Raw genomic sequence first — 20188 nt, 5'->3', positions numbered from 1 at the left:
CTTCATTTCCGCACCCCTGACAAATGCTCACGAGCCGAGCCGCAGAGCCAGATCGTCGGTCGGCACCCGGCGAGGGCCGGGCAATTGGTAATGTCCATCCCCTGAAGCACGCGTCCCGCGCACGGCCGCGGGGGCCGAGCGGTAGGTGGGTGACGTGGCAGCTAGCGATGATCGATGGGTCGAGGTCTCCAAGTCGGCATTTCCGCATGAAGCCGAGGGACTGTCCATGCTTCGGGAGGTCGTGCCCAGGGCCGAACCGTATCGGGCGTGGACGAACTTCGAGTTCATGGACAACCACGGCCAGTGGCACGAGGTGGATGCGCTGGTCCTCGGGCGGCGGCGGCTGCATCTGATCGAGCTCAAGCACTATGTCGGTGCGCTGAGCGGGACCGAGTCCAGCTGGGTTCGGACCCTGCCCAACGGAAAACGGTGGACGCTGCGCTCGCCCCTGCTGTTGACCAGGCGTAAGGCGCAGCGCTTGGCGAGTCGGATCGAGGAGGAGGCGCGCAAGGTCGCGCTGGAGAACGGGCTCGACGTCCAAAAAGTCCGCCGCGCATTGCCTTTCGTGCAGGAGTCGGTCTTCCTGCACGGTTCACCGTTCAGGGCCGACTTGCCCGAGCTGGCGAAGTCCGGATTGTTCGTGCCCGACGGTTTCGAAGACGAGGCGAATCTGCCGCCGATCTCGCGGCGGGTGCAGGAGCCGCCGACGGACACCCGGAAGGTCAACGAGGAGCTGTCGGTCATCGTCGCGCTCGCGTTGCGGAATCTCGGGATCGCTCGCCGCACCGAACGCGATGCCGGATCGTGGATCATTACCGGTGAACCGCTGGCCAGCGGCGATGACTGGCAGGAATGGGAGGCCAAGCACAAGGGCACCGAGGCCAAGGCCCGGGCTCGGGTGGTGTCGTTCCGGCGCGGCACTCCGCAGCAGGCTCGGGCCGCCGCGCATCGCCGGATGCAGCGCGAGTTCTCGCTGCTGACCTCCCTGCGTCACGAGGCGATCGTCGCCCCGCGCGACCTGGTGCAGGACGACGATGGCAACACCGTCATCGTCTACCCGGAGCTACCGGGCTACGAACCACTGGACCTGGCACTCGGCGATCGAACACTCACCGCCGAACAGCAACTCGGCATCCTGACGCAGGTCGCCGAGGCCGTCGCGTACGCGCATCGCAACCACGTCGCGCATCGCGGTCTCGCGCCCAGCACCGTACTCATTCATACCGATGCGCTGGATCGCGGCGAGATCCAGGTGCGCCTGGCCGACTGGTCGTGGGCAGGTCGAGTACACACCGACGGCACTCGGTCCACGACGAGTCTGAACACGCCGGACCCGCCCGGCAGCGCACCGGCCGACGAGGTGTATCACGCCCCGGAAGACCGCTGGGCCCGCGATGCCGACCGACTCGCGATCGATGTGTTCTCGCTCGGCGCGCTCGCGTACTACCTGTTCTCCGGCGGCCAGGCCCCGGCACGCAGTCGTGCCGAGTTGGTCGATCGCCTGCGCAACGAACACGGCCTGGATTTGGCTGCGTCGGGCACGGGATTCGTGGACGAGACGCTGCGCACGCTGGTGCTGCAGGCGACCGATCCGTCGGTGTCGCAACGCATGAAGACCGATCGCAAGACCGGCCGTCCGCAATTCGACGCGCAACAGTTCGTCAACGACCTTCGGGAGTATCGCCACGAGCGGCTCGAGAATTCGGCTGTCCCCGAGGCAGATCCACTGAATCCGGCGCCGGGCGCGCTGCTCGGTGGCCGGTTCGACGTGGTGCGGGTACTCGGGGCCGGGTCGACCGCACGCGGTGTTCTGGTCACCGATCGCGAGCACGACGATCGCCAGCGCGTGCTCAAGGTCGGCTTGGATGATGCCGCCAATACCCGGCTGCACGACGAGGCCCAGGTCCTCACCCAGCTCGCTCGGCAGTCACCACCGGTGCCCGGCGTGGTCGAGCTGATCGAGGGACCGATCGAAGTCGGGAATCGCACCGCACTGCTGCTGAGCGACTGCGGCGAGCAGACTCTCGCGGATGTGGTGCGTTACACCCCGCTCAACGACGCGCGCCTGCGCACCTGGGGGCGGGAACTGCTCGATGTGATCGTCGCGTTGGACGCAGCGGGCATCATCCATCGTGACGTGAAACCGTCCAACCTCGGATTGGCCAGACCGGAGAACAAATCGCGGGCGACGGCTCGCCTCACGCTGTTCGATTTCTCGCTGTCGCGCGCGTCGGTCGAGCAGATCGACGCGGGCACCCCACCCTATCGAGATCCGTTCCTGGGAACCGGGATTCGCACCGCCTACGACTCTGCCGCGGAGCGATACGCCGCCGCGGTGGTGCTGTATGAGATGGCTACCGCGAGCACTCCCGTCTACGGCGACGGACTCAGTGATCCGCTGGGACTCGACGACGACGTGACCGTTACCGTCGATGACTTCACGGCAGCGGGTTTCAGCGCTGAACGAGCGACGGCCCTCGTCGGTTTCTTCCGGAAAGCCCTGGCTCGCAACGTCAAAGAACGTTTCGATACTGCCGCGGGGATGCGCGACGCTTGGACTGCGGTGTTCGCCGCGTCCGCCGAGCCTGCGGCACAGCCGAAGAAGCCCGAGCCCGAGCCGAAAAAATCGGCGCCCCAACCGGTTTCACCGGAATTGTCCACCGTTTCGGAGACCTACCGTTCCCTGCGCGCGCTGACGGACGCGTTCATCCGGGTATCCGGGGCGAAACCGCAGGTGATGCGGCGGCAGGTGGTCGAGCTGATTCTCGGTGCGGGCAAGGCGCACCTGGATGATCCGTTCGCCACCTACCAGGTGCTGGCGAAACAGGTCGGCGTCACGTCCGGACGGGTCGCGCAGATCTTCATCGAATTCCGCACCCTGTGGTCGAAGGATCCGCAACTCCAGGCCACGGTTGCGGACCTGTACGGACGAGGACTCGTTCATATCGAATCCACCGGCGGCGCAACAACTCCGGAACTGCTGGCGCGCGAACTCGCGGGAGCACTGGACACCGAGGGTGTGACCGATCCGCAGCGGACCGCATTGGGGGTGCTCCGTTTGCTGCTGGCCTCGCCACCATCGGTCGAGCCGGCCGACGAGGCTGCGGATGCCGAGGCAGTACGCATGGTACGCAGGCAAGGATCGGGAACCGTGGCAATGATCGCCGCGGCCTCGGTTCCACGCACCCTCCCCGCGAAACTCGCCGCGCAGGCCGATCAGCTGGTGCACGAGGCGCGAATGCAAGGGGCACAGCTGGTTCCGCCTTCCGATGCCGAACCGGTTTTGCGCGCGGAAGCGGCAAGACTGATGGGTGTCGCCGACGACGAAATGGAGATTCCTGCGCACGTTCTGTTGCATATCGCGACCGCGGCTTCGACAGCCGTGGCCTTGTCCTCGCGCGCCGAGCTGCACGCGCAGTCGATTCCGACTGTCGACGCACTGCGCGTCCTGCTGCGCGGTCTCTCCTCCGCCGACACCTTCGGGCGGCCGGAACTGGAATCGAGGCTGGCAGCACGATTCCCGGCGCTGGCGAAGACGCTGCCCCGGCGGCCGGAACTCGACGAACTAGTCCGCGCGGTCGCACCCGAGATGCACTGGAACGAGGACCGGAAGCGGTACGAGTACGCGCGGGAAGAATCCGCAGGCTCGTACGTGCCGACCCGGCATACCCGGACGACGATCACGCCGGTGCGCCGCGAGCACGGAATCTCGGATGCCGAATATCTGCTCACCGCAAGCCGACAGGAGCGCACCTTCCGGGCGCTCGGGATTCCGCTGGGTACATCGGACATGTTCGCCACCGCATTGGTCGACATGTTCGACGCCACCCACATCGACGTCACCGACCTGGTGCTGAGCACGCTGCGCGCCAAGGCCGCCGCCGCGGGAATCGACTGGAACATGATCCTCGCCGCCGACGCCGGTGCGGCAGCCGACCGCGAAGGGCTGAAAGGCTTTGTCGCGCAGGTCATTCCCACACTGGTCGAAGCCGTCGACAACGCGCCGGGCCCGGTCGTCCTCACCGACCTGTCGACCCTGGCCGCCTACGGACAACTCGATATACTCGGCCGCTGGACCGACCTGACCACTCCCCCGCGCCATGCGATCTGGGCGCTGGTGCCGCAACGCGAAGAGGCCGGTGGGCGGCCCGGCTCCCAGATCGACGGTACGAGACTGCCGATCAACAGCCCGGAACAATTCGCGCAGATCGCCGATACTGAAGTGACGGCACTGATCAGCGCCGCTCACCATGGGCATTCGATTGTGAAGGAGCACGCCTGATGGCTTCGGCCACGCTCGCGGGAAGCCAGTTGACGGCAGCACTCAAGCCACAACTGAAGCTGCTGGTCGATGATATGCGGGACGAGCTGAACAAGGATGCGGAGAAGCTCGCGCAATGGCGAGCGACCCACCAAGCCGCCGTGACGGATCAGCGAACGGCGACCTCATGGACCGATTGGTCGGAGGACCAGCTGACGCAGGCCGCGGTGGGCTGGCTCCTCACGTCGGTTTTTGTGCGATTCTGCGAGGACAATCTGCTGCTCGGTGAGAATGCGGTGTGGATCGCGGGGCCGACGCCGCTGCTGCGGCAGCGGGCGGTGGATGCGGAGAATACGTTCTACCGCGAGAATCAACAGTGCTCGTATCGCGAGTGGTTGATGGAATCCTTCGAGGCGCTGCGGAAGAATCCGGCGACGGAGTCGTTGGTAGATTCGCATGCGGCATTGAACATCCTGGCGCCATCGTCGGATGCGGTGCAGAAGCTGCTCGAATTCTGGCGTCGGACAGACGATTCCGGCGAGCTGGTGTGGTCGTTTCGGGACGAGTCGCTGTCCACTCGGTTTCTCGGCGACCTGTACCAGGACCTCTCGGACTTCGCGAAGAAGAAGTATGCACTGCTTCAAACTCCGGAGTTCGTCGAGGAATTCATTCTCGACCAAACGCTCGAACCGGCGTTGAAGGATCGGCCGCTGGAGGGGTTCAAGCTCATCGATCCAACCTGTGGGTCGGGGCACTTCCTGCTCGGGGCGTTCGCGCGGCTGGTAGAACGCTGGCATCGCCACGCGCCCGGGGTGGAACTCCGCACACGCGTCAACAACGCTTTGTCTTCCATCTACGGCGTGGACCTCAACCCCTTTGCGGTGGCGATCGCGAAATTCAGGCTGATCGTGGCGGCCATGACGGAGTGCCAGGAAACGTCTTTGGTGAATGCCCCAGGCTTTACACTGAATCTTGCTGCGGGCGACTCATTGCTGCATGGGCCTGAGAGCGATGGCTCCGACTCCCTCGACTACGCCGACAGGCGTCTGGACAAAGATGCGGTTGCGTCGAACTTCAGCTACAGCACGGAAGATGCTCCCCTCCTGAGGAAAATCCTCACACCAGGCCGTTATGATGTCGTAGTTGGGAACCCGCCCTACATAACGGCCAGCGATAAAGCGCTGAACAAGCGATACCGAGAGCGATACCACTACTGCAAAGGCAAGTATGCGCTAACTATTCCGTTCATGGAGAAATTCTTTCAGCTTGCACGTCAAAAGGAATGGCGAGGTCTGGAAATCGTAGCTGAGCGAGCAGGGTGGGTAGGGCAAATAACATCCAATTCCTTCATGAAGCGCGAGTTCGGCGTTCCCTTGATCGAAGATTTTCTTGCCGGAATGGACCTCCGTCTCGTCGCCGACACTTCCGGCGCTTATATCCCCGGGCATGGCACTCCGACGGTAATTTTGGTAGGACGCAACCAAGCGGCAACGCGCGACACGGTTCGAGCAGTCCTAGGCGTCCAGAGTGAGCCCGGCACCCCAGAAAACCCTGCTAAGGGACTTGTGTGGTCATCGATTGTCGAACACGTGGAGCAACCCGGTCACGACGACCAATGGATTTCAATCACCGACCTTCGGCGGGAAAACCTCCGAGCACACCCATGGAGTCTCAGCGGCGGCGGTGCCGTTGAAACCCTTTCTGCGATTGAGTCCGTGCGCCAGCACTCATTGAGCGCTCTCATTGCTGGCAAGATTGGTTTCGCAAGCTTCCCCGGATCCGATGACGCTTTCTTCGGCCACTACGCCGCGCTGCGTCGCACCGGAATTCCTGCCTGTCTTATCAAATCCGTGGTACTCGGCGAAACCGTGAGGGATTGGGGTATCAATCTTGTCGAATCAGCCTTCGCGCCGTATGACCCACAGTTCGAGGAGATACCTCTAGATACATCGGCGGCCTGGTTTCGACGCCAGTGGCCCCTACGGCATAGTCTTACTCAAGTTACGGGATTCAATGGCGAGACACAAGCAGACAGTGGAAGTAACTGGTGGACTTGGTACCGGTGGGTAAAGGAGCGATATCGCACACCATTTTCTATCACTTTCGCTTTTGTTGCGACGCATAATCACTTCGTGCTCGACCGTGGTGGCAAGGTGTTCAATCGTTCTGCGCCAGTGATCAAGTTGCCGGAGGGGGCGAGTGAGGATGATCACCTGCGGCTGTTGGGCATCCTCAACAGTTCGACCGCGTGCTTCTGGCTCAAGCAAAACAGTCATGACAAGGGGCGGCCGGGTGCGGAGGCAGCGGGTGCCGATGAACCGTGGGAACGCCGGTTCGAGTTCACAGGTACCACCCTGCAGGAATTTCCTCTGCCGGAGGAGACTGCACTCGAGCGAGCCCGACGCTTGGACGAACTCGCTCATGATCTCGCATCGTTGGAACCCGGCTCGACAGTCGGGACGGTCGGCCTGACTCGTGACGACATCAATCGCGCACAAGCGGATCACTCACGGATTCGTGCCGAGATGATTGCAGAGCAGGAGGAACTCGACTGGGAGGTCTATCATCATTATGGCTTGATCGAAGAAGACCTGACCCTCCCTATCGGCCGGGCCCCAGGCATCGCATCTGGAGAGCGAACCTTCGCGATTGCTCTTGCTCGAAGGGTCGCGGCGGGTGAAGTTGAAACAAGCTGGTTCGATCACCACAATCACAAGTTCACACCCATTATCGACATCCCCCCGCACTGGCCTGCCGAATACCAAGAGCTGGTTGAAAAGCGACTCGCGGCAATCGAAAAGAACCGGTTCGTCGGGCTCCTCGAACGTCCCGAGTACAAGCGCCGCTGGGCGGGCGATTCGTGGGACACGAAACTCCAACGCGCACTCAAGGATTGGCTCCTCGACAAGTTGGAGGAATCAACCCTGTGGTTCACTCACCAGGGCACCCCCCTCCCTCGCTCGGTCAGCGAACTCGCAGGCCATGTCGAGAAAGACCCCGAGTTCATCGAGGCACTCGACATGTGGGCAGGCCAGAAAGACGCCCCGGTCACCGCCACCCTGGTCAAGCTGCTCGCCGACGAAGCCGTCCCCTACCTCGCCGCCCTCCGCTACAAGGACTCCGGCCTGCGCAAGCGCGCCGAGTGGGAGCACGTCTGGGATATGCAACGCGACGAGGACAAGGGCCTCATCAAGGCAACCGACATCCCCGTACCACCCAAATACACCAGCGCCGACTTCCTCAAACCCTCCTACTGGTCCCACCGAGGCAAACTCGACGTCCCCAAAGAACGCTTCATCTCCTACCCGGACGCAGGCCGCGACACCGACCCCACCCCCCTGCTCGGATGGGCCGGTTGGAACCATGCCCAGCAGGGCCTGGCATTAGCCACCATCTACGCCTGGCGTGAGTCCGAGGGCCGACCGCTGACAGAGCTGGTTCCGCTCGTTGCCGGGATCTCAGAAATCCTGCCGTGGGTGAAGCAATGGCACTCTGGGGTGGATCCGAATCTCGGCGTCGATCTCGCCGAGTACCTCGGCAATCAGCTGGAGGAGAAGGCGAAGGCTGTCGGTGTGCCGGTGCAAGACCTTGTGCAGTGGCGGCCCGAGAAGAAGACCCGCGGTCGTAAGGCAGTGACTCGAAAGGCAGGCCAGTAGTGTTCCCCGGCGCCACCTCGTCCGCGCGCACCCTGCGGGAGACGTTCGATATCCCGGAAACGCACGGCACCAAAGATTATGTGCTCCGGCTGTCGGATTCGGTGGGGCCGGATCATCTCGCGGCGACTGTCGACTCCTATGTTGTCACCCCGGCGCTGGTCGGCGCGTTCGATTCGGCGCTGTCGGTGGTGGAGGAGGCACTGCGTACCGGGGAGAACAAGGCCGCATTCCTGCAAGGGTCGTTCGGATCCGGTAAGTCGCACTTCATGGCGATCCTGCACGGAATTCTCGGACACGCGCCGGAGGCGCTGTCGATACCGGACCTGCAGCCCGTCGTGGCCGATCATCCGGGGATCGAGAAGGCGAATCTGCTTCGTCTCACCTTCCATTTCCTCGATGCCGTGTCCGTCGAGTCGGCGCTGTTCGAGCAGTATCTGCGCCAGATCGCGACATTGCACCCGGACACGCTGCCGCCCGTATTGCATTCGGCGGGTGGACTTTTCGACGATGCGGACAATCGGCGTCGCGAGGTGGGCGACAAGAAGTTCTTCGCCGCGCTGAACGGATCAGGCACCCCGAAGGCCAGCACCACTGTCGACTGGTCGGCGCTGGGCCAGGCGCCGGCGGCGTGGACGCCCAAAACATACGCTGCCGCAACCGCTCCCGACGCCCACCCGGCCGAACGCGCACGGCTGCAACAGGCCCTGGTGGCGACGTACTTCACCAGCTATTCGCGCAACAGCGACTGGCTGTCGCTCGAGGACGGCCTGGCGGTCATCGCCGACCACGCGAAATCGCTGCACTACGACGGTGTCGTGTTGATGCTCGACGAGTTGGTGTTGTGGTTGACCTTCCTCATCACCGAGCGCGAGCGGTTCAACGCCGAGGTCCAGAAGATCACCAAACTGGTCGAGACCAGCCGGGGGCGGCTCGCGGTGCCGGTGGTGTCGTTCGTCGCGCGGCAGCACAATCTCGCGGAATGGGTGGCGAGCGGGCCGGATGCGGGAGCGATTCAGCAGGCCGTCGAACGGGCCTTCGCCCATCAGGAGGGCCGATTCGGATTGGTCACCCTCGGTGACGAGAATCTGCCGTATATCGCGCACAAGCGATTGTTGCGGCCGCGGGACGCGGAGGCGCAGGCCGCGCTCGACGCGGCGTTCGCTCGGTTGGACCGTAGTCCGCAGGTGTGGGATGTGTTGTTGGACGGCATCAACACCGATGACCGACACCGCGGTTCGGACGCGGACGCCTTCAAGCTCACCTATCCCTTCTCCCCGGCCTTGATTGCGACACTGCGGGAGCTGGCGGGGCAGATGCAGCGCGAACGCACCGCGCTCAAGGTGATGCAGCAGATGCTCGACGAGAACGCCGACCGGCTCACGATCGATAACGTGATCCCGGTCGGCGATGCGTTCGACTACATCATCGACAGCGCCAACGCGACCCCGATCAACGATGCCGCGGTGCACACCTTCAAGACAGCGCGTTCGCTGTGGACCGACAAACTGCGGCCCCTGCTGTTCCGCACGGCCGGTGTGGACGAGACGACCCCGGACAAGGAGGTACCGCCCGGTTTGCGGGCCGATATCCGCATCGCCAAGACGTTGCTCATGTCGGCGGTCGCGCCGAACGTGCCCGCCCTCAAGCAGATCGACGCCTCCCGATTGGCGTCGCTCAACCACGGCAGCATGATCAGCTTGGTTCCCGGCGATCAGCTCGGGCAGATCACCGGCAAGGTGAAGCAGTGGGCGGCGGAGGTTCCCGAGCTCACTGTCACCAGTGATCCCAACCCGATCATCTCGGTGACGCTGGAATCGGTGGACTACGAGCGAATCGTTCGGCGCGCGCAGTCCGAGGACACCGACGGCCGACGGCGCGAACTGATGCGCGAGTTGCTGTCCGAACAGCTCGACGTGCTCGGAGCCGAACACACCGTCGACAATGCTCTACTGCGGCAACGGATTTGGCGTGGCACCACACGGCAGGTGGAAGTGGTGTTCGGCAATGTGCGCGACCACGGGTATCTTCCCGACGAGGCGTTCCGGCCCTCGGTCGACGGTGCGCTGCGGTTGATCGTCGACCTGCCGTTCGACGATCCCGGCCACACCACCGCCGAGGATCACGACCGCGTCGACCAGTTGCTGCGTACCGATCAGAGCCGGTTCACCATTGTCTGGCTGCCGAAGTTCTTCAGCGACAAGCTGAATCGGCAACTCGGGCGACTGGTCATCCTCAATTACGTGCTCGCGGGCGACCGATGGGCCTCCTACGCCAACGAACTCTCCGACGCCGATCGCGCTGCCGCACGATCCATCCTGCAACAGCAGCAGACACAGGTGCGCGGACAGTTGGGCACCGCGATTCAGGTGCACTACGGGGTCGCCGCCGGGCAGCACTTCCCCGAGGGCCAGCCACCGCTGCGGTCGCTGCACGCGGGATTCGCCGTGCAGCCGCCCATCGGACACGATCTGAAGGAAGCCGCGAACCGGCTGATCGATGACGCCTTCGCCGCGCTGTATCCGGACCACCCGGAGTTCGATCCGGCCGATCAGCTCATCACTCGTCGTCAGCTCAACACCGTGCTGGACCGACTGCGGGAAGCGCAAGCCGTATCGGACGGTCGGATCCCCCTCGAACGCAGTGAACGCGAGATCGTGCGGCGGATCGTGGAATCGCTGGGCATCGCCCGTACCAACGACACCCATCTGCTCGCCGGCGCAGAACATTTCGCGACCTGGCGGAACCGGATCACGCAGGAGCTGATCCGCCTTCAGGTCGACGAGAGCCAGGATGTGCCGATCGAGGAGCTGCGTGACGCGATCACCGCCAGCGGGCCGAAACGCGGCTTGACCGACGATATGGTCGACCTCGTGGCCGGGGCCTGGGCAGCGCAGGGCAAACGGTCCTGGTTCCTGCATTCCTCCCCGATCAGTGAGCCCGGTATCGGAGAATTCCGGCGCGGCACGGTACTTCGGCTCGAACCACTGCCGGAGCGGGAGGTGTGGGCACGGGCGTGCACGCGGTGGAAGAAACTCACCGGGCAGACGGTCAACGACTACCTCACCGCCACCAACGTCGCGGCATTCGTGCAGCAGATACGCGAGCACGCCGCCTCGGTACGCGCCGAAGCGTCCCGGCTGGTCGATGTCCTCGCACGGGCCTACGAGTACCTCGGTATCGAAGCCGGTAATCGGCTCGAACTCGCTCGCGATCTGAACGACATGCTCGACGCTCGCCTGAATCATCTCGACAATCTCGCCGTCGTCGACGCCATCGCGAACTCTTCGCTCACCGGCACAGATCTCGAGGCCGGCAAGAGTTTGACGAGCGCTGGGCCGGTCGCGGATGCCGTGAGTCGATTCGCCCTGCAACGGTTCGCTTCGCTGCGTGCCGCCGGAACGAACGGCGACGATCGCGGACGACAGGCGAAAGCCATCGTCGACGCGCTGGCCGCCGCTTTCGGCGAGCACGAACTCGCGCGTCCGATCGCCGAGGCGCTGCGGGTGGCCGATGATGCGCGGGACGCGTGGCTCGAAGCCGGCGTGAAACAGGCCGTGCCACAACCTGTTCCGACCCCCGAGGTGCCCGTGCGACAGCGGGCGACCGCGCAGCCGCCGACACCGTCGGGGCGGACGCTGACCGTACGCGGCCACGATGGGCTCGCCACGGTCGAGGCGCGTCTGCGCGAGCTGTTCGATGCCGATCCGGAGGCGACGTTCACCGTCACCATCGACAAGGTCGAACGGTGACGGCGGCATCAGCCCTGCCGGAAGCCGATCTGTCCGTGGTCCGCGGGCAGGTCACGTGGTTGCGGAGCAAGAACTACGCGCGCGGCGTCGTCGCCATCGCGGCGGCACCGGTGTGGTCGGGACCGGAACGCTTCGAGCTGGGCGATCAGACTGTCCGAGTGCGGGTTGCACCGAGCGTCCTCGCCATTCGCGACGCGATCACCGAACGGCATCACGCCGATTGGGTCGTGATCCTCACCGACCGCGAGCCTTCGGAATTATCCGCCGGAATCCTCGAACACCTCGTCACCGGTCGCTTGCGGAACGTGGACCCATGGCCGGCACTGCGCGAGTTGTTCCAGGCGTCGCGGCAGGAATTCCACCTGCTGTCGCTGAACAACGATGCGGCGCGAGCGGCACTGCGCGAGCTCGACGGGGTGCGTGAACCCGCTCCGCGGGGTGTGCTCACCAATGACCATCTGTTCTCCACACTGGCGAGACGTCATTTCGCCTTGGGCCCCGCCGATTACACACCGCATCACGTCGCGTTGTGGTCGATGAACTCGGCGGCGACCACCCGCTTCCAGGTGTGGAGCGACAACACCGATCCTGTTCTGCTGGAACGATTTTACGCCTGGATCGGTAATCGGCTCGGACAGCTCGGACCGACCTTCGTGGCCGTGTGGCGCCATCGCGGGCCGGGCGAGATCGTGCCGCTCGGATTGGTCGCGGCCTTGCTCGGTGATGGCAGCGCGTCATTTCCCGCGCCGCGCGACACCGTGATCAGGGTGCGGACTCTGCTCGAGGTCGAGCTGCGAGAACACACGCTCACCGAACAGCAGCTCGCCGCGTGGGGCAACGCGGCCACGCTCGCCGTGTCCACCTCGGATGCGCCCGACGACGTGCTGCGCCGGGCCGAGAACGCCGTGCGGCGACTGCAGGCAGAGTCGCTCGTCGCACGCTCGGATGTGCTGCACATGGCGCTGGCGCCGCGGGTCGCCCATTTCGCGAAAGCGCTTCTGGACGCAACGGATTCCGGGAACATCGCCGCGGCCGAAAATGCCTGGGCCGACGTCGTCACACACCGCGCCGCCCACCCGGGTACGCCGGACGCGCCGCGCGATGTGCGGGTCGGCGCCGCGGCCTTGCGTCTGCTGCGTCGCCGAGATCTGGACTGGCCGACGCCCGGCGGACTCGCGGACTGGCTGGCCTACCACCGGCAGGACATGTCCTGGGTGGATGATGCCGTGAACGACGTGTACATCGGTGCCGACGATCGCGATCTCGCCAAGGCCGCCGACCGAATCGTCTCGGCGGTGCGAGCACAGCGAGCCGATGCCGATCGGGCGTTCGCGCGACAACTGCGCGCCGAGGGCGGGCACCGATCGGGAAGCGACGAGGTGCTCTACGTGGAGGACATTCTCGACCGCATCGTCAAACCGCTCACCGTTCCGCCACCGGGGCCGACCGGCGGGCTGGGGGTTTCGCCCGACGCACCGAAACCGTCACCGGTCCTGCTGGTGATCGCGGACGGGATGAGTGCCTCGGTATCCAACGAAGTGGTCGCGGATGCGCTACGGCGACATCGGCCGCAGTGGCAGGAATGCCGATTCATCGATGCCGAGCGGCCGTATGCGGCGCTCGCCACATTACCGACCGTCACCCGATTCTCTCGCTGCTCCCTGCTGACCGGGGCCCTCGCCGAGGGGCAGCAGGACAAGGAACAACGCGGCTTCTCGGAGTGGTTGCGGCGCAACCGTTTCCGCACGGACCGACCGGCGCTGTTTCACAAGGCCGAGATGGATTCGGTATCGCGCGGCTACGCTCTCGCGAATGCCGTGCGGGACGCCATCGACGACACGGCCGGTCGGCCGGTGGTCGCGTGCGTGCTCAATGACATCGACGATGCCTTGCAGGCCTCCGATCCGATCGGCACGACCTGGGGCACATCGAGTTTCAAGCATCTCGCGCCGTTGCTCACCGCGGCTGCCGCGGTCGGACGGACCGTGGTGCTGGTGAGCGATCACGGGCACGTCGTCGAACGCCGCGAACAGCCCAGTGTGCAACGCGGGCAACAAGTTTCGGCGCGATACCGGCCCGCTTCCCTCGGTTCCGACGCTCGCGCAGATGAGGTTCTGGTCACCGGTGCGCGGGTGCTGGCGGACGGTCGGCGCGCGATCCTCGCAGTCGATGAGCAGGTTCGGTATACGGGGCTCAAGGCCGGGTATCACGGCGGCGGTTCGCTGGCGGAGGCGGTGATTCCGGTGACGATTCTCGTCAACGGCGCCATACCCCAACACCTGCATCTCGAGGCCGTTCCGCCACCACAACCCTCATGGTGGGATGCCGCACCGATTGCGACGGATCCGGTCCCCACTTCCGTTGCGCGAGTGAAACAGTCCCAGCCGACAGCGACATCGCGTCCGGCCGCGAAGACGGAGGAGACCCTGTTCGACGTCGCCTTCCCGCCACCGGTGCGGGTGGTGGCGACGCCCGGGGATCGGATTTCGGCCCTGCTGGCCAGCGAGCTGTTCAAACAGCAGTATCAGTTGTTCCGGCCCAAGTTCACGAAACCGACGATCGGCCGGTTGCTGCAGGAGCTGATCGACAACAACGGCCACCTGTCCTCCGGGCGAGTCGCCGAGATACTGGAGGTTCGGCCCGCCCGCGCGCGCGCAGCTGTCGCGGTGCTCGCGCAGGTTCTCAATACCGACGGCGTCGTGGTCTTGTCCGACAACGGTTCCGAAGTACAGCTCGAGACGGGCCTGCTGTTCGAGCAGTACGGGGTTTTGCAGTGAGTGGGCTGTCGCCGGTGCGACGGCGCGAGATACTGCAGGCGCTGCGCCAAGGCAGTGTGCCCGCGGGCAACCTCGACGTGCTCGCCGTCGGGATCGATAGGTTCGCCCCCACCGTCGACGAGGAACTCGACACTGTCGCGTCCGGCGGATCGATGTTCAAGGCGGTTCGGGGCGAATACGGTTCCGGTAAAACGTTTTTCGCGAGGTGGATGCAGCAGCGAGCGATGCGGCGCGGATTGGCCGTGGCCGAGGTGCAGATCAGCGAGCTCGAGACGCCGCTACACAAACTCGAAACCGTATATCGGCGTACCACCGAATCGCTTCGCACCGCGGCATTTCCGCCATCGGCCTTCCGAAATGTGCTCGACGCATGGATGTTCGGGATCGAAGAGGATGCCGCGGCAGCGGCCGATGTGGCCGAAGCCACCGGCGAACAGGTCGACGCATTGCTCGAACAACGACTTGCCGCCGTAGCTTCGGCGACCCCGGTGTATCCGATGGTGTTGCGCGCTTATCGCGCGGCTCTCACCGAGGGAGACGCCGCGACCGCGGATGCGCTCGTTGCTTGGCTCGGCGGGCAGCCGCACGTCGGCGCGACCGCCAAACGTGCGGCCGGGATTCGCCAGGATGTCGACCATTTCCTGGCCATGGGTTTCCTGCAGGGGTTGCTCGCCGTGCTGCGGGGTGCGCGGCATCCCGGTCTGCTGCTGGTGATCGATGAGGTCGAAACCTTGCAGCGGATGCGCTCCGACAGCCGTGCGAAGGCACTCAACGCATTACGACAGTGGATCGATGAAATCGACTCCGGCCGGTATCCGGGCCTGTACCTGCTGATTACGGGCACCCCCGCGTTCTTCGACGGACGGCTCGGCGTCCAATCGTTGCCGCCGCTGGCTCAGCGCCTGCACACCGACTTCCTCAGCGATACCCGATTCGACAATCCTCGCGCGCCCCAGATCCGGCTCACCGGCTTCGATCTCGACCGCCTGGTAGAAGTCGGCACGCGCGTACGCACCGTCTTCGCTGACGGCGCCGACGCGCCCGAGCGGATCCGCACCCTCGTCGACGACGCCTACCTACGTGATCTGGCTACCGCAGTAGCCGGGAAACTCGGTGGACAGGTAGGTATCTCACCACGACTGTTTCTGAAGAAGCTGGTTCTGGATGTGCTCGACCGGGTGGACCAGTTTCCCGATTTCGATCCGCGGCAGCACTACGCGCTCACCGTCGCCGCCAACGAACTCACCGACGCCGAGCGCGCCGCCACGGCCGATGATGTGGAGCTGTAGATGACGGGATTCGATCGGCTGGATCCCGTTGTGCAGCATCATATTGTCAATTCGCTCGGCTGGCCCGGGCTGCGTCCGCTACAGGATGAGGCGGTCGCGCCGATTCTCGGTGGCTCCGATGCGATCCTGCTCGCCCCGACCGCTGGTGGTAAAACCGAAGCGGCAATGCTTCCGATGCTGACGCGTATGCACTCCGAGCGCTGGAGCGGAATTTCGGTCCTCTACATCTGTCCGCTCAGGGCGCTGCTCAACAACCTCCAGCCCCGCCTCGACGAATACGCCGGATGGCTCGGTCGAACCGCGATGACCTGGCACGGGGACATCAGCCACTCCGTGCGCGGAAGGATCCAACGCGACAGCCCCGACATCTTGCTCACCACACCCGAATCGCTCGAGTCGATGCTGGTATCCGAAACCATCGACGCGGGGGAACTTCTCGGCGGAGTACGTGCCGTCGTCGTCGACGAGGTACACGCATTCGCCGGTGATGATCGCGGGTGGCATCTGCTCGCGGTGCTCGCACGCCTCGAAACGCTGCTGGGTAGACGCCTGCAACGAGTGGGCATGTCGGCGACCGTCGGCAATCCGAAGGAGCTACTCGACTGGTTGCAAGGAGGCGCGCCCGGTCCAGGACGGGTTGTCGCCCCCGCACCGGTCGGAAAGCCCATGGTCCCCGACATAACCGTCGATTCGGTCGGCAGTGTGGAGAATGCGGCGAAAATAATCGCGACACTCCACACAGGAGAAAAACGCCTCGTATTCACCGATTCTCGACGCTTGGCCGAAGAACTCGGCACCCAACTGCGACAGCGCGGAATCACGACCTTCCTCTCCCATTCGTCGTTGTCGGCAGCGGAACGACATGAATCCGAACAAGCCTTCGCCGAGGCCCGAGACTGCGTCATCGTCGCCACCTCCACCCTCGAACTCGGTATCGATGTCGGCGACCTGGACCGCGTCATCCAGATCAACGCACCCCGGACGGTATCGTCCTTCCTGCAACGGCTCGGACGCACGGGGCGCCGCCCCGGGACCACCCGAAACTGTCTGTTCCTCGGAATCAGCGACCGCGCGGTGCTGGATACGCTCGGCATGCTGCAGTGCTGGGCTTCCGGCTGGGTGGAGCCAGTGGTCCCACCCCCGCAACCTCGACACATCGCCGCCCAGCAGTTGCTGGCCGCCGCCTTGCAGACTCGGCGGGTGCCCCTCAGTGGGTGGCAGCAGGCATGGGGCCCGTTGCCGCTCTTCGATGCCGACGGGCAAGCGATTTTCGACCATCTCCTCGCGCAAGGATTCCTCGAACACGACAGCGGGAGTGCGTTCATCGGTCCGGAGGCCGAAAAGCACTTCGGGCGAAGAAACTTCATGGACCTCCTCGCGGTGTTCACCGCGGCTCCCGAGTTCACTGTTCTGGCGGGACGCCATGAAATCGGTTCTGTCGGAACGAGTCTGCTCACCGACAAGATCGACGGTGCGCGCGTCCTGCTGCTCGCCGGGCGGTCGTGGAAGGTTACCCATATCGATTGGAAACGGCGCCACGTCTATGTCGAAGCTACAGACATACAAGGCCGCGCGAAATGGAGTTCTGTACCCGACGGAGCATCGTTCGCCATCACCCGCGGAATTCGGGAGGTGCTGCTCGGCGCGACCCCGGCCGGAGTCACCCTCACCAAGCGGGCCACAGCCACCCTCGATGACCAACGACAGCTGCGCGCCGACCACGTAGCCGCCGACACATTCCTCATCGCCCGCGACGATCGGAAAGAATGGCGCTGGTGGACGTGGGCAGGTACCAAGATCAATCGAACCATCGCTGCGTGGGCGGCTGATATCGTGCCCGCACGACAGCGGATCGACGGGGAATCCCTACGGCTGCACACCGATTTGAGCATCGCCGACATCCGAGCCGGGTTGGCAGCGCTACGCTCGGCCGAATCCAGGCCCGTGCCCGCTGTCGATCCGAATGCCCTTCGCGGACTGAAGTTTTCAGCGGCCTTGCCCGAATCCCTCGCGCAAGCCACGCTCGCCGCCCGAATAGCCGACAGTGCAGGAGCACACATTGTCGTGGAGGAGAGCATCCGGATCAAAGGGTGACGCCGGTCAGCCGCGACCCCTGCCTCTTCATCGAAGACACAATCCGGCACTCGATCGCTCCGCACGGTCGTCGAGCCCTCACTCCGCCACCAAATACCCCCGCAACGCCCCCAACGCCGCACCCAACAACCCCTCCAAAGACGCCCCCGGATCATCCAACCACTGCTCATAAGCACTCAGCGCAAGCGCCAGCGCCACATGCCCCGCCGTGCGCGGCAACAGATCGTCGACCGCCACGCCGAACCGGCGCGCGACGAAGGCCGCGATGACCGCTCGCCATTGTTGGTACCGCAGCACCGAATGGGCTTGCAGCGCGGGCGTTGTCAGGATGAGGCGCATGCGTTGGCGGTGGGCGGGGACGACCTGGGGGTCGAGGCGGTTGAATTCGACGACGGCGCGTTGGACGGCCTCGTGGACGGGCATGTCGGGGGGCATGCGGTCGAGGTGGGCGGCGAGTTCGACGAGGCTCTCGTCGAAGCGGCCCCAGGGGATGTCGTTCTTGGAGGGGTAGTAGCGGAACAGCGTGCGGCGTCCGACGCCGACGGCGGCGGCGATGTCGTCGAGCGAGGTCGCCTCGAAGCCGCGTTCGGCGAACAGCCGGAAGGCCACCGCCTCGATCGCCGCGTGGTCGGTGACCGGGGGCCGACCGGGGGAGGTCCGGGCTCGCGCGCTCACTCCGCGACGTTAGCAGAGAAGTTCCGGCAATCCCTTCCATTTTGACCCCGAGTGCCATTATTATGTGTGCTACGCAACAGCAATCGAGAGGATTCCGATGAGCGACCACATGGCCCCCCGGCCCGGCGACGACACCGACACCGACGTCCAGCACGAGGAGATCGCCGACGCGCTCGTCGAGGACGTCTCGATCGACGGCATGTGCGGTGTCTACTAGTCCCAGCGAAACCTCCTCCGCGGCAACCGTTTTCGACCCGGAGAAAGCCTGGTCGGTGGCCGCGGGGGTGGCGCTGCGCCCCGAGCCGTTCGGCGCGCTGGTCTACGACTTCAGCACGCGCAAGCTGTCGTTCCTGAAATCCCCGGAGCTGCTCCGGGTGGTCGAGGCCCTCGCCGACGCCCCCAGCGCACGCGCCGCGATCACCCGTGTCGGGATAGCGGCGAACGAACAGCAACGCTATCTCGCCGCGCTGGCCAGAATGGCCGACAGCAAGATGATCATTCCCCGACAGCCGGAGGTCGGCCCCCGATGACGACAGCCCTTCCCGTCCCGCGCCTGGTCGACCAGTTCGAGCGCGGCCTCACCGCGCCGATCTGCCTGACCTGGGAGCTGACCTACGCCTGCAATCTGGCCTGCGTGCACTGCCTGTCGTCGTCGGGACGCCGCGATCCGCGCGAGCTGACCACCGAACAGTGCCGGGCCGTCATCGACGAGTTGCAGCGCATGCAGGTGTTCTATGTCAATATCGGCGGCGGCGAACCGACCGTGCGCGCGGACTTCTGGGATCTGCTCGACTACGCCGTCGCCCACGATGTGGGAGTCAAGTTCTCCACCAACGGGATTCGGCTCACCCCCGAGCGCGCCCGGCGGCTGGCGGCCACCGACTACGTGGACGTGCAGATCTCCCTGGACGGCGCGACCGCCGAAGTCAACGACGCGGTGCGCGGCCCGGGTTCCTTCGCGACCGCCACCCGGGCGCTGGAGAATCTGGCCGTGGCCGGGTTCTCCGACGCGAAGATCTCGGTCGTCGTCACCCGCCACAATGTCGGCCAACTCGACGAATTCCAGGCCCTCGCACAACGATACGGCGCGACCCTGCGCCTGACCCGGCTGCGTCCGTCCGGACGCGGGGCCGACAGCTGGGACGACCTGCATCCCACCGCCGCCGACCAGCGCACGCTCTACGACTGGCTGCTCGCCCACGGCGAATCGGTGCTCACCGGCGATTCGTTCTTCCATCTGGCCGCGTTCGGCCAGGCCCTGCCGGGGCTCAACCTGTGCGGGGCAGGGCGCGTGGTGTGCCTGATCGACCCGATCGGCGACGTCTACGCCTGCCCGTTCGCCATCCACGACAGCTTCAAGGCCGGAAACGTGCTGGGCGAGGGCGGTTTCGAGGCGGTGTGGCGCGAGTCGGCCCTGTTCGAGGAACTGCGCCGGCCCAGCGGCGGCGGCGCGTGCCGGTCCTGCGGCTTCTTCGACAGCTGCCGCGGCGGCTGCATGGCCGCGAAGTTCTTCACTGGCCTGCCGCTCGACGGCCCCGACCCGGAATGCGTTCGCGGACACGGCGAACCGCTGCTGGCCGACCGCGTCCCCGGCGCGGCGCCGAAGCCGTCACAGGACCACTCCCGCACGGTCACCCTCGGCATGCCGCGCCGCGCGTGCGCGGAAAGCCCCCTCTGAGAAAGACTT

Annotated in this window: 10 protein-coding genes; 9 read left to right on the top strand and 1 reads right to left on the bottom strand. The window is 65.1% G+C overall.

From position 1 onward, the window contains the following. Positions 1-145 precede the first annotated feature (145 nt). Genes ACWDSJ_RS24690 through ACWDSJ_RS24665 form a run of 6 tightly spaced genes read left to right on the top strand, consistent with a single transcriptional unit; the run spans position 146 to position 17826 of the window. Positions 146-4282, top strand: a complete 4137-nt coding sequence (locus tag ACWDSJ_RS24690; protein WP_450034553.1) for a protein kinase domain-containing protein — start codon at positions 146-148, stop codon at positions 4280-4282. Further along, on the top strand, positions 4282-7917 hold the full coding sequence (gene pglX, locus ACWDSJ_RS24685; protein ID WP_450034552.1) for a BREX-2 system adenine-specific DNA-methyltransferase PglX: 3636 nt from the start codon (positions 4282-4284) through the stop codon (positions 7915-7917). The genes ACWDSJ_RS24690 and pglX overlap by 1 nt, the downstream gene beginning before the upstream one ends. Further along, entirely contained in the window at positions 7917-11666 is a 3750-nt protein-coding gene (locus ACWDSJ_RS24680; RefSeq protein ID WP_450034550.1) for a DUF6079 family protein, read from the top strand. Before pglX ends, ACWDSJ_RS24680 begins: the two co-directional genes overlap by 1 nt. Continuing rightward, on the top strand, positions 11663-14443 hold the full coding sequence (gene pglZ, locus ACWDSJ_RS24675; protein ID WP_450034549.1) for a BREX-2 system phosphatase PglZ: 2781 nt from the start codon (positions 11663-11665) through the stop codon (positions 14441-14443). Before ACWDSJ_RS24680 ends, pglZ begins: the two co-directional genes overlap by 4 nt. After that, complete coding sequence (brxD, locus tag ACWDSJ_RS24670; protein WP_450034548.1) at positions 14440-15732, top strand: BREX system ATP-binding protein BrxD; 1293 nt, start codon at positions 14440-14442, stop codon at positions 15730-15732. The genes pglZ and brxD overlap by 4 nt, the downstream gene beginning before the upstream one ends. Further along, positions 15733-17826 (top strand): DEAD/DEAH box helicase, encoded by a 2094-nt coding sequence (locus ACWDSJ_RS24665; RefSeq protein ID WP_450034547.1) that lies wholly within the window; start codon positions 15733-15735, stop codon positions 17824-17826. Between the two features lie 78 nt (positions 17827-17904). Here the strand turns inward: ACWDSJ_RS24665 and mftR are convergent, their stop codons facing one another. After that, positions 17905-18501 carry a mycofactocin system transcriptional regulator gene (gene mftR, locus ACWDSJ_RS24660; protein ID WP_450034546.1) on the bottom strand — a complete coding sequence of 199 codons (597 nt, stop codon included), beginning with the start codon at positions 18499-18501 and terminating at the stop codon, positions 17905-17907. A gap of 97 nt (positions 18502-18598) precedes the next feature. Between mftR and mftA the strand changes: the two genes are divergently transcribed. Genes mftA through mftC form a run of 3 tightly spaced genes read left to right on the top strand, consistent with a single transcriptional unit; the run spans position 18599 to position 20179 of the window. Further along, a complete protein-coding gene (gene mftA / locus ACWDSJ_RS24655) occupies positions 18599-18718 on the top strand; it encodes a mycofactocin precursor MftA (RefSeq protein WP_387366475.1) in 120 nt (39 codons plus the stop codon). Beyond that, entirely contained in the window at positions 18708-19031 is a 324-nt protein-coding gene (gene mftB, locus ACWDSJ_RS24650; protein WP_450034545.1) for a mycofactocin biosynthesis chaperone MftB, read from the top strand. The genes mftA and mftB overlap by 11 nt, the downstream gene beginning before the upstream one ends. Then, entirely contained in the window at positions 19028-20179 is a 1152-nt protein-coding gene (mftC, locus tag ACWDSJ_RS24645) for a mycofactocin radical SAM maturase (protein ID WP_450034544.1), read from the top strand. Before mftB ends, mftC begins: the two co-directional genes overlap by 4 nt. The last annotated feature ends 9 nt before the right edge of the window (positions 20180-20188 follow it).

It is taken from the genome of Nocardia sp. NPDC003482 (genome assembly GCF_053588115.1).
The sequence above is the reverse complement of the archived record's forward strand: the minus strand, read 5'-3'. Positions and strand labels throughout refer to the sequence as shown.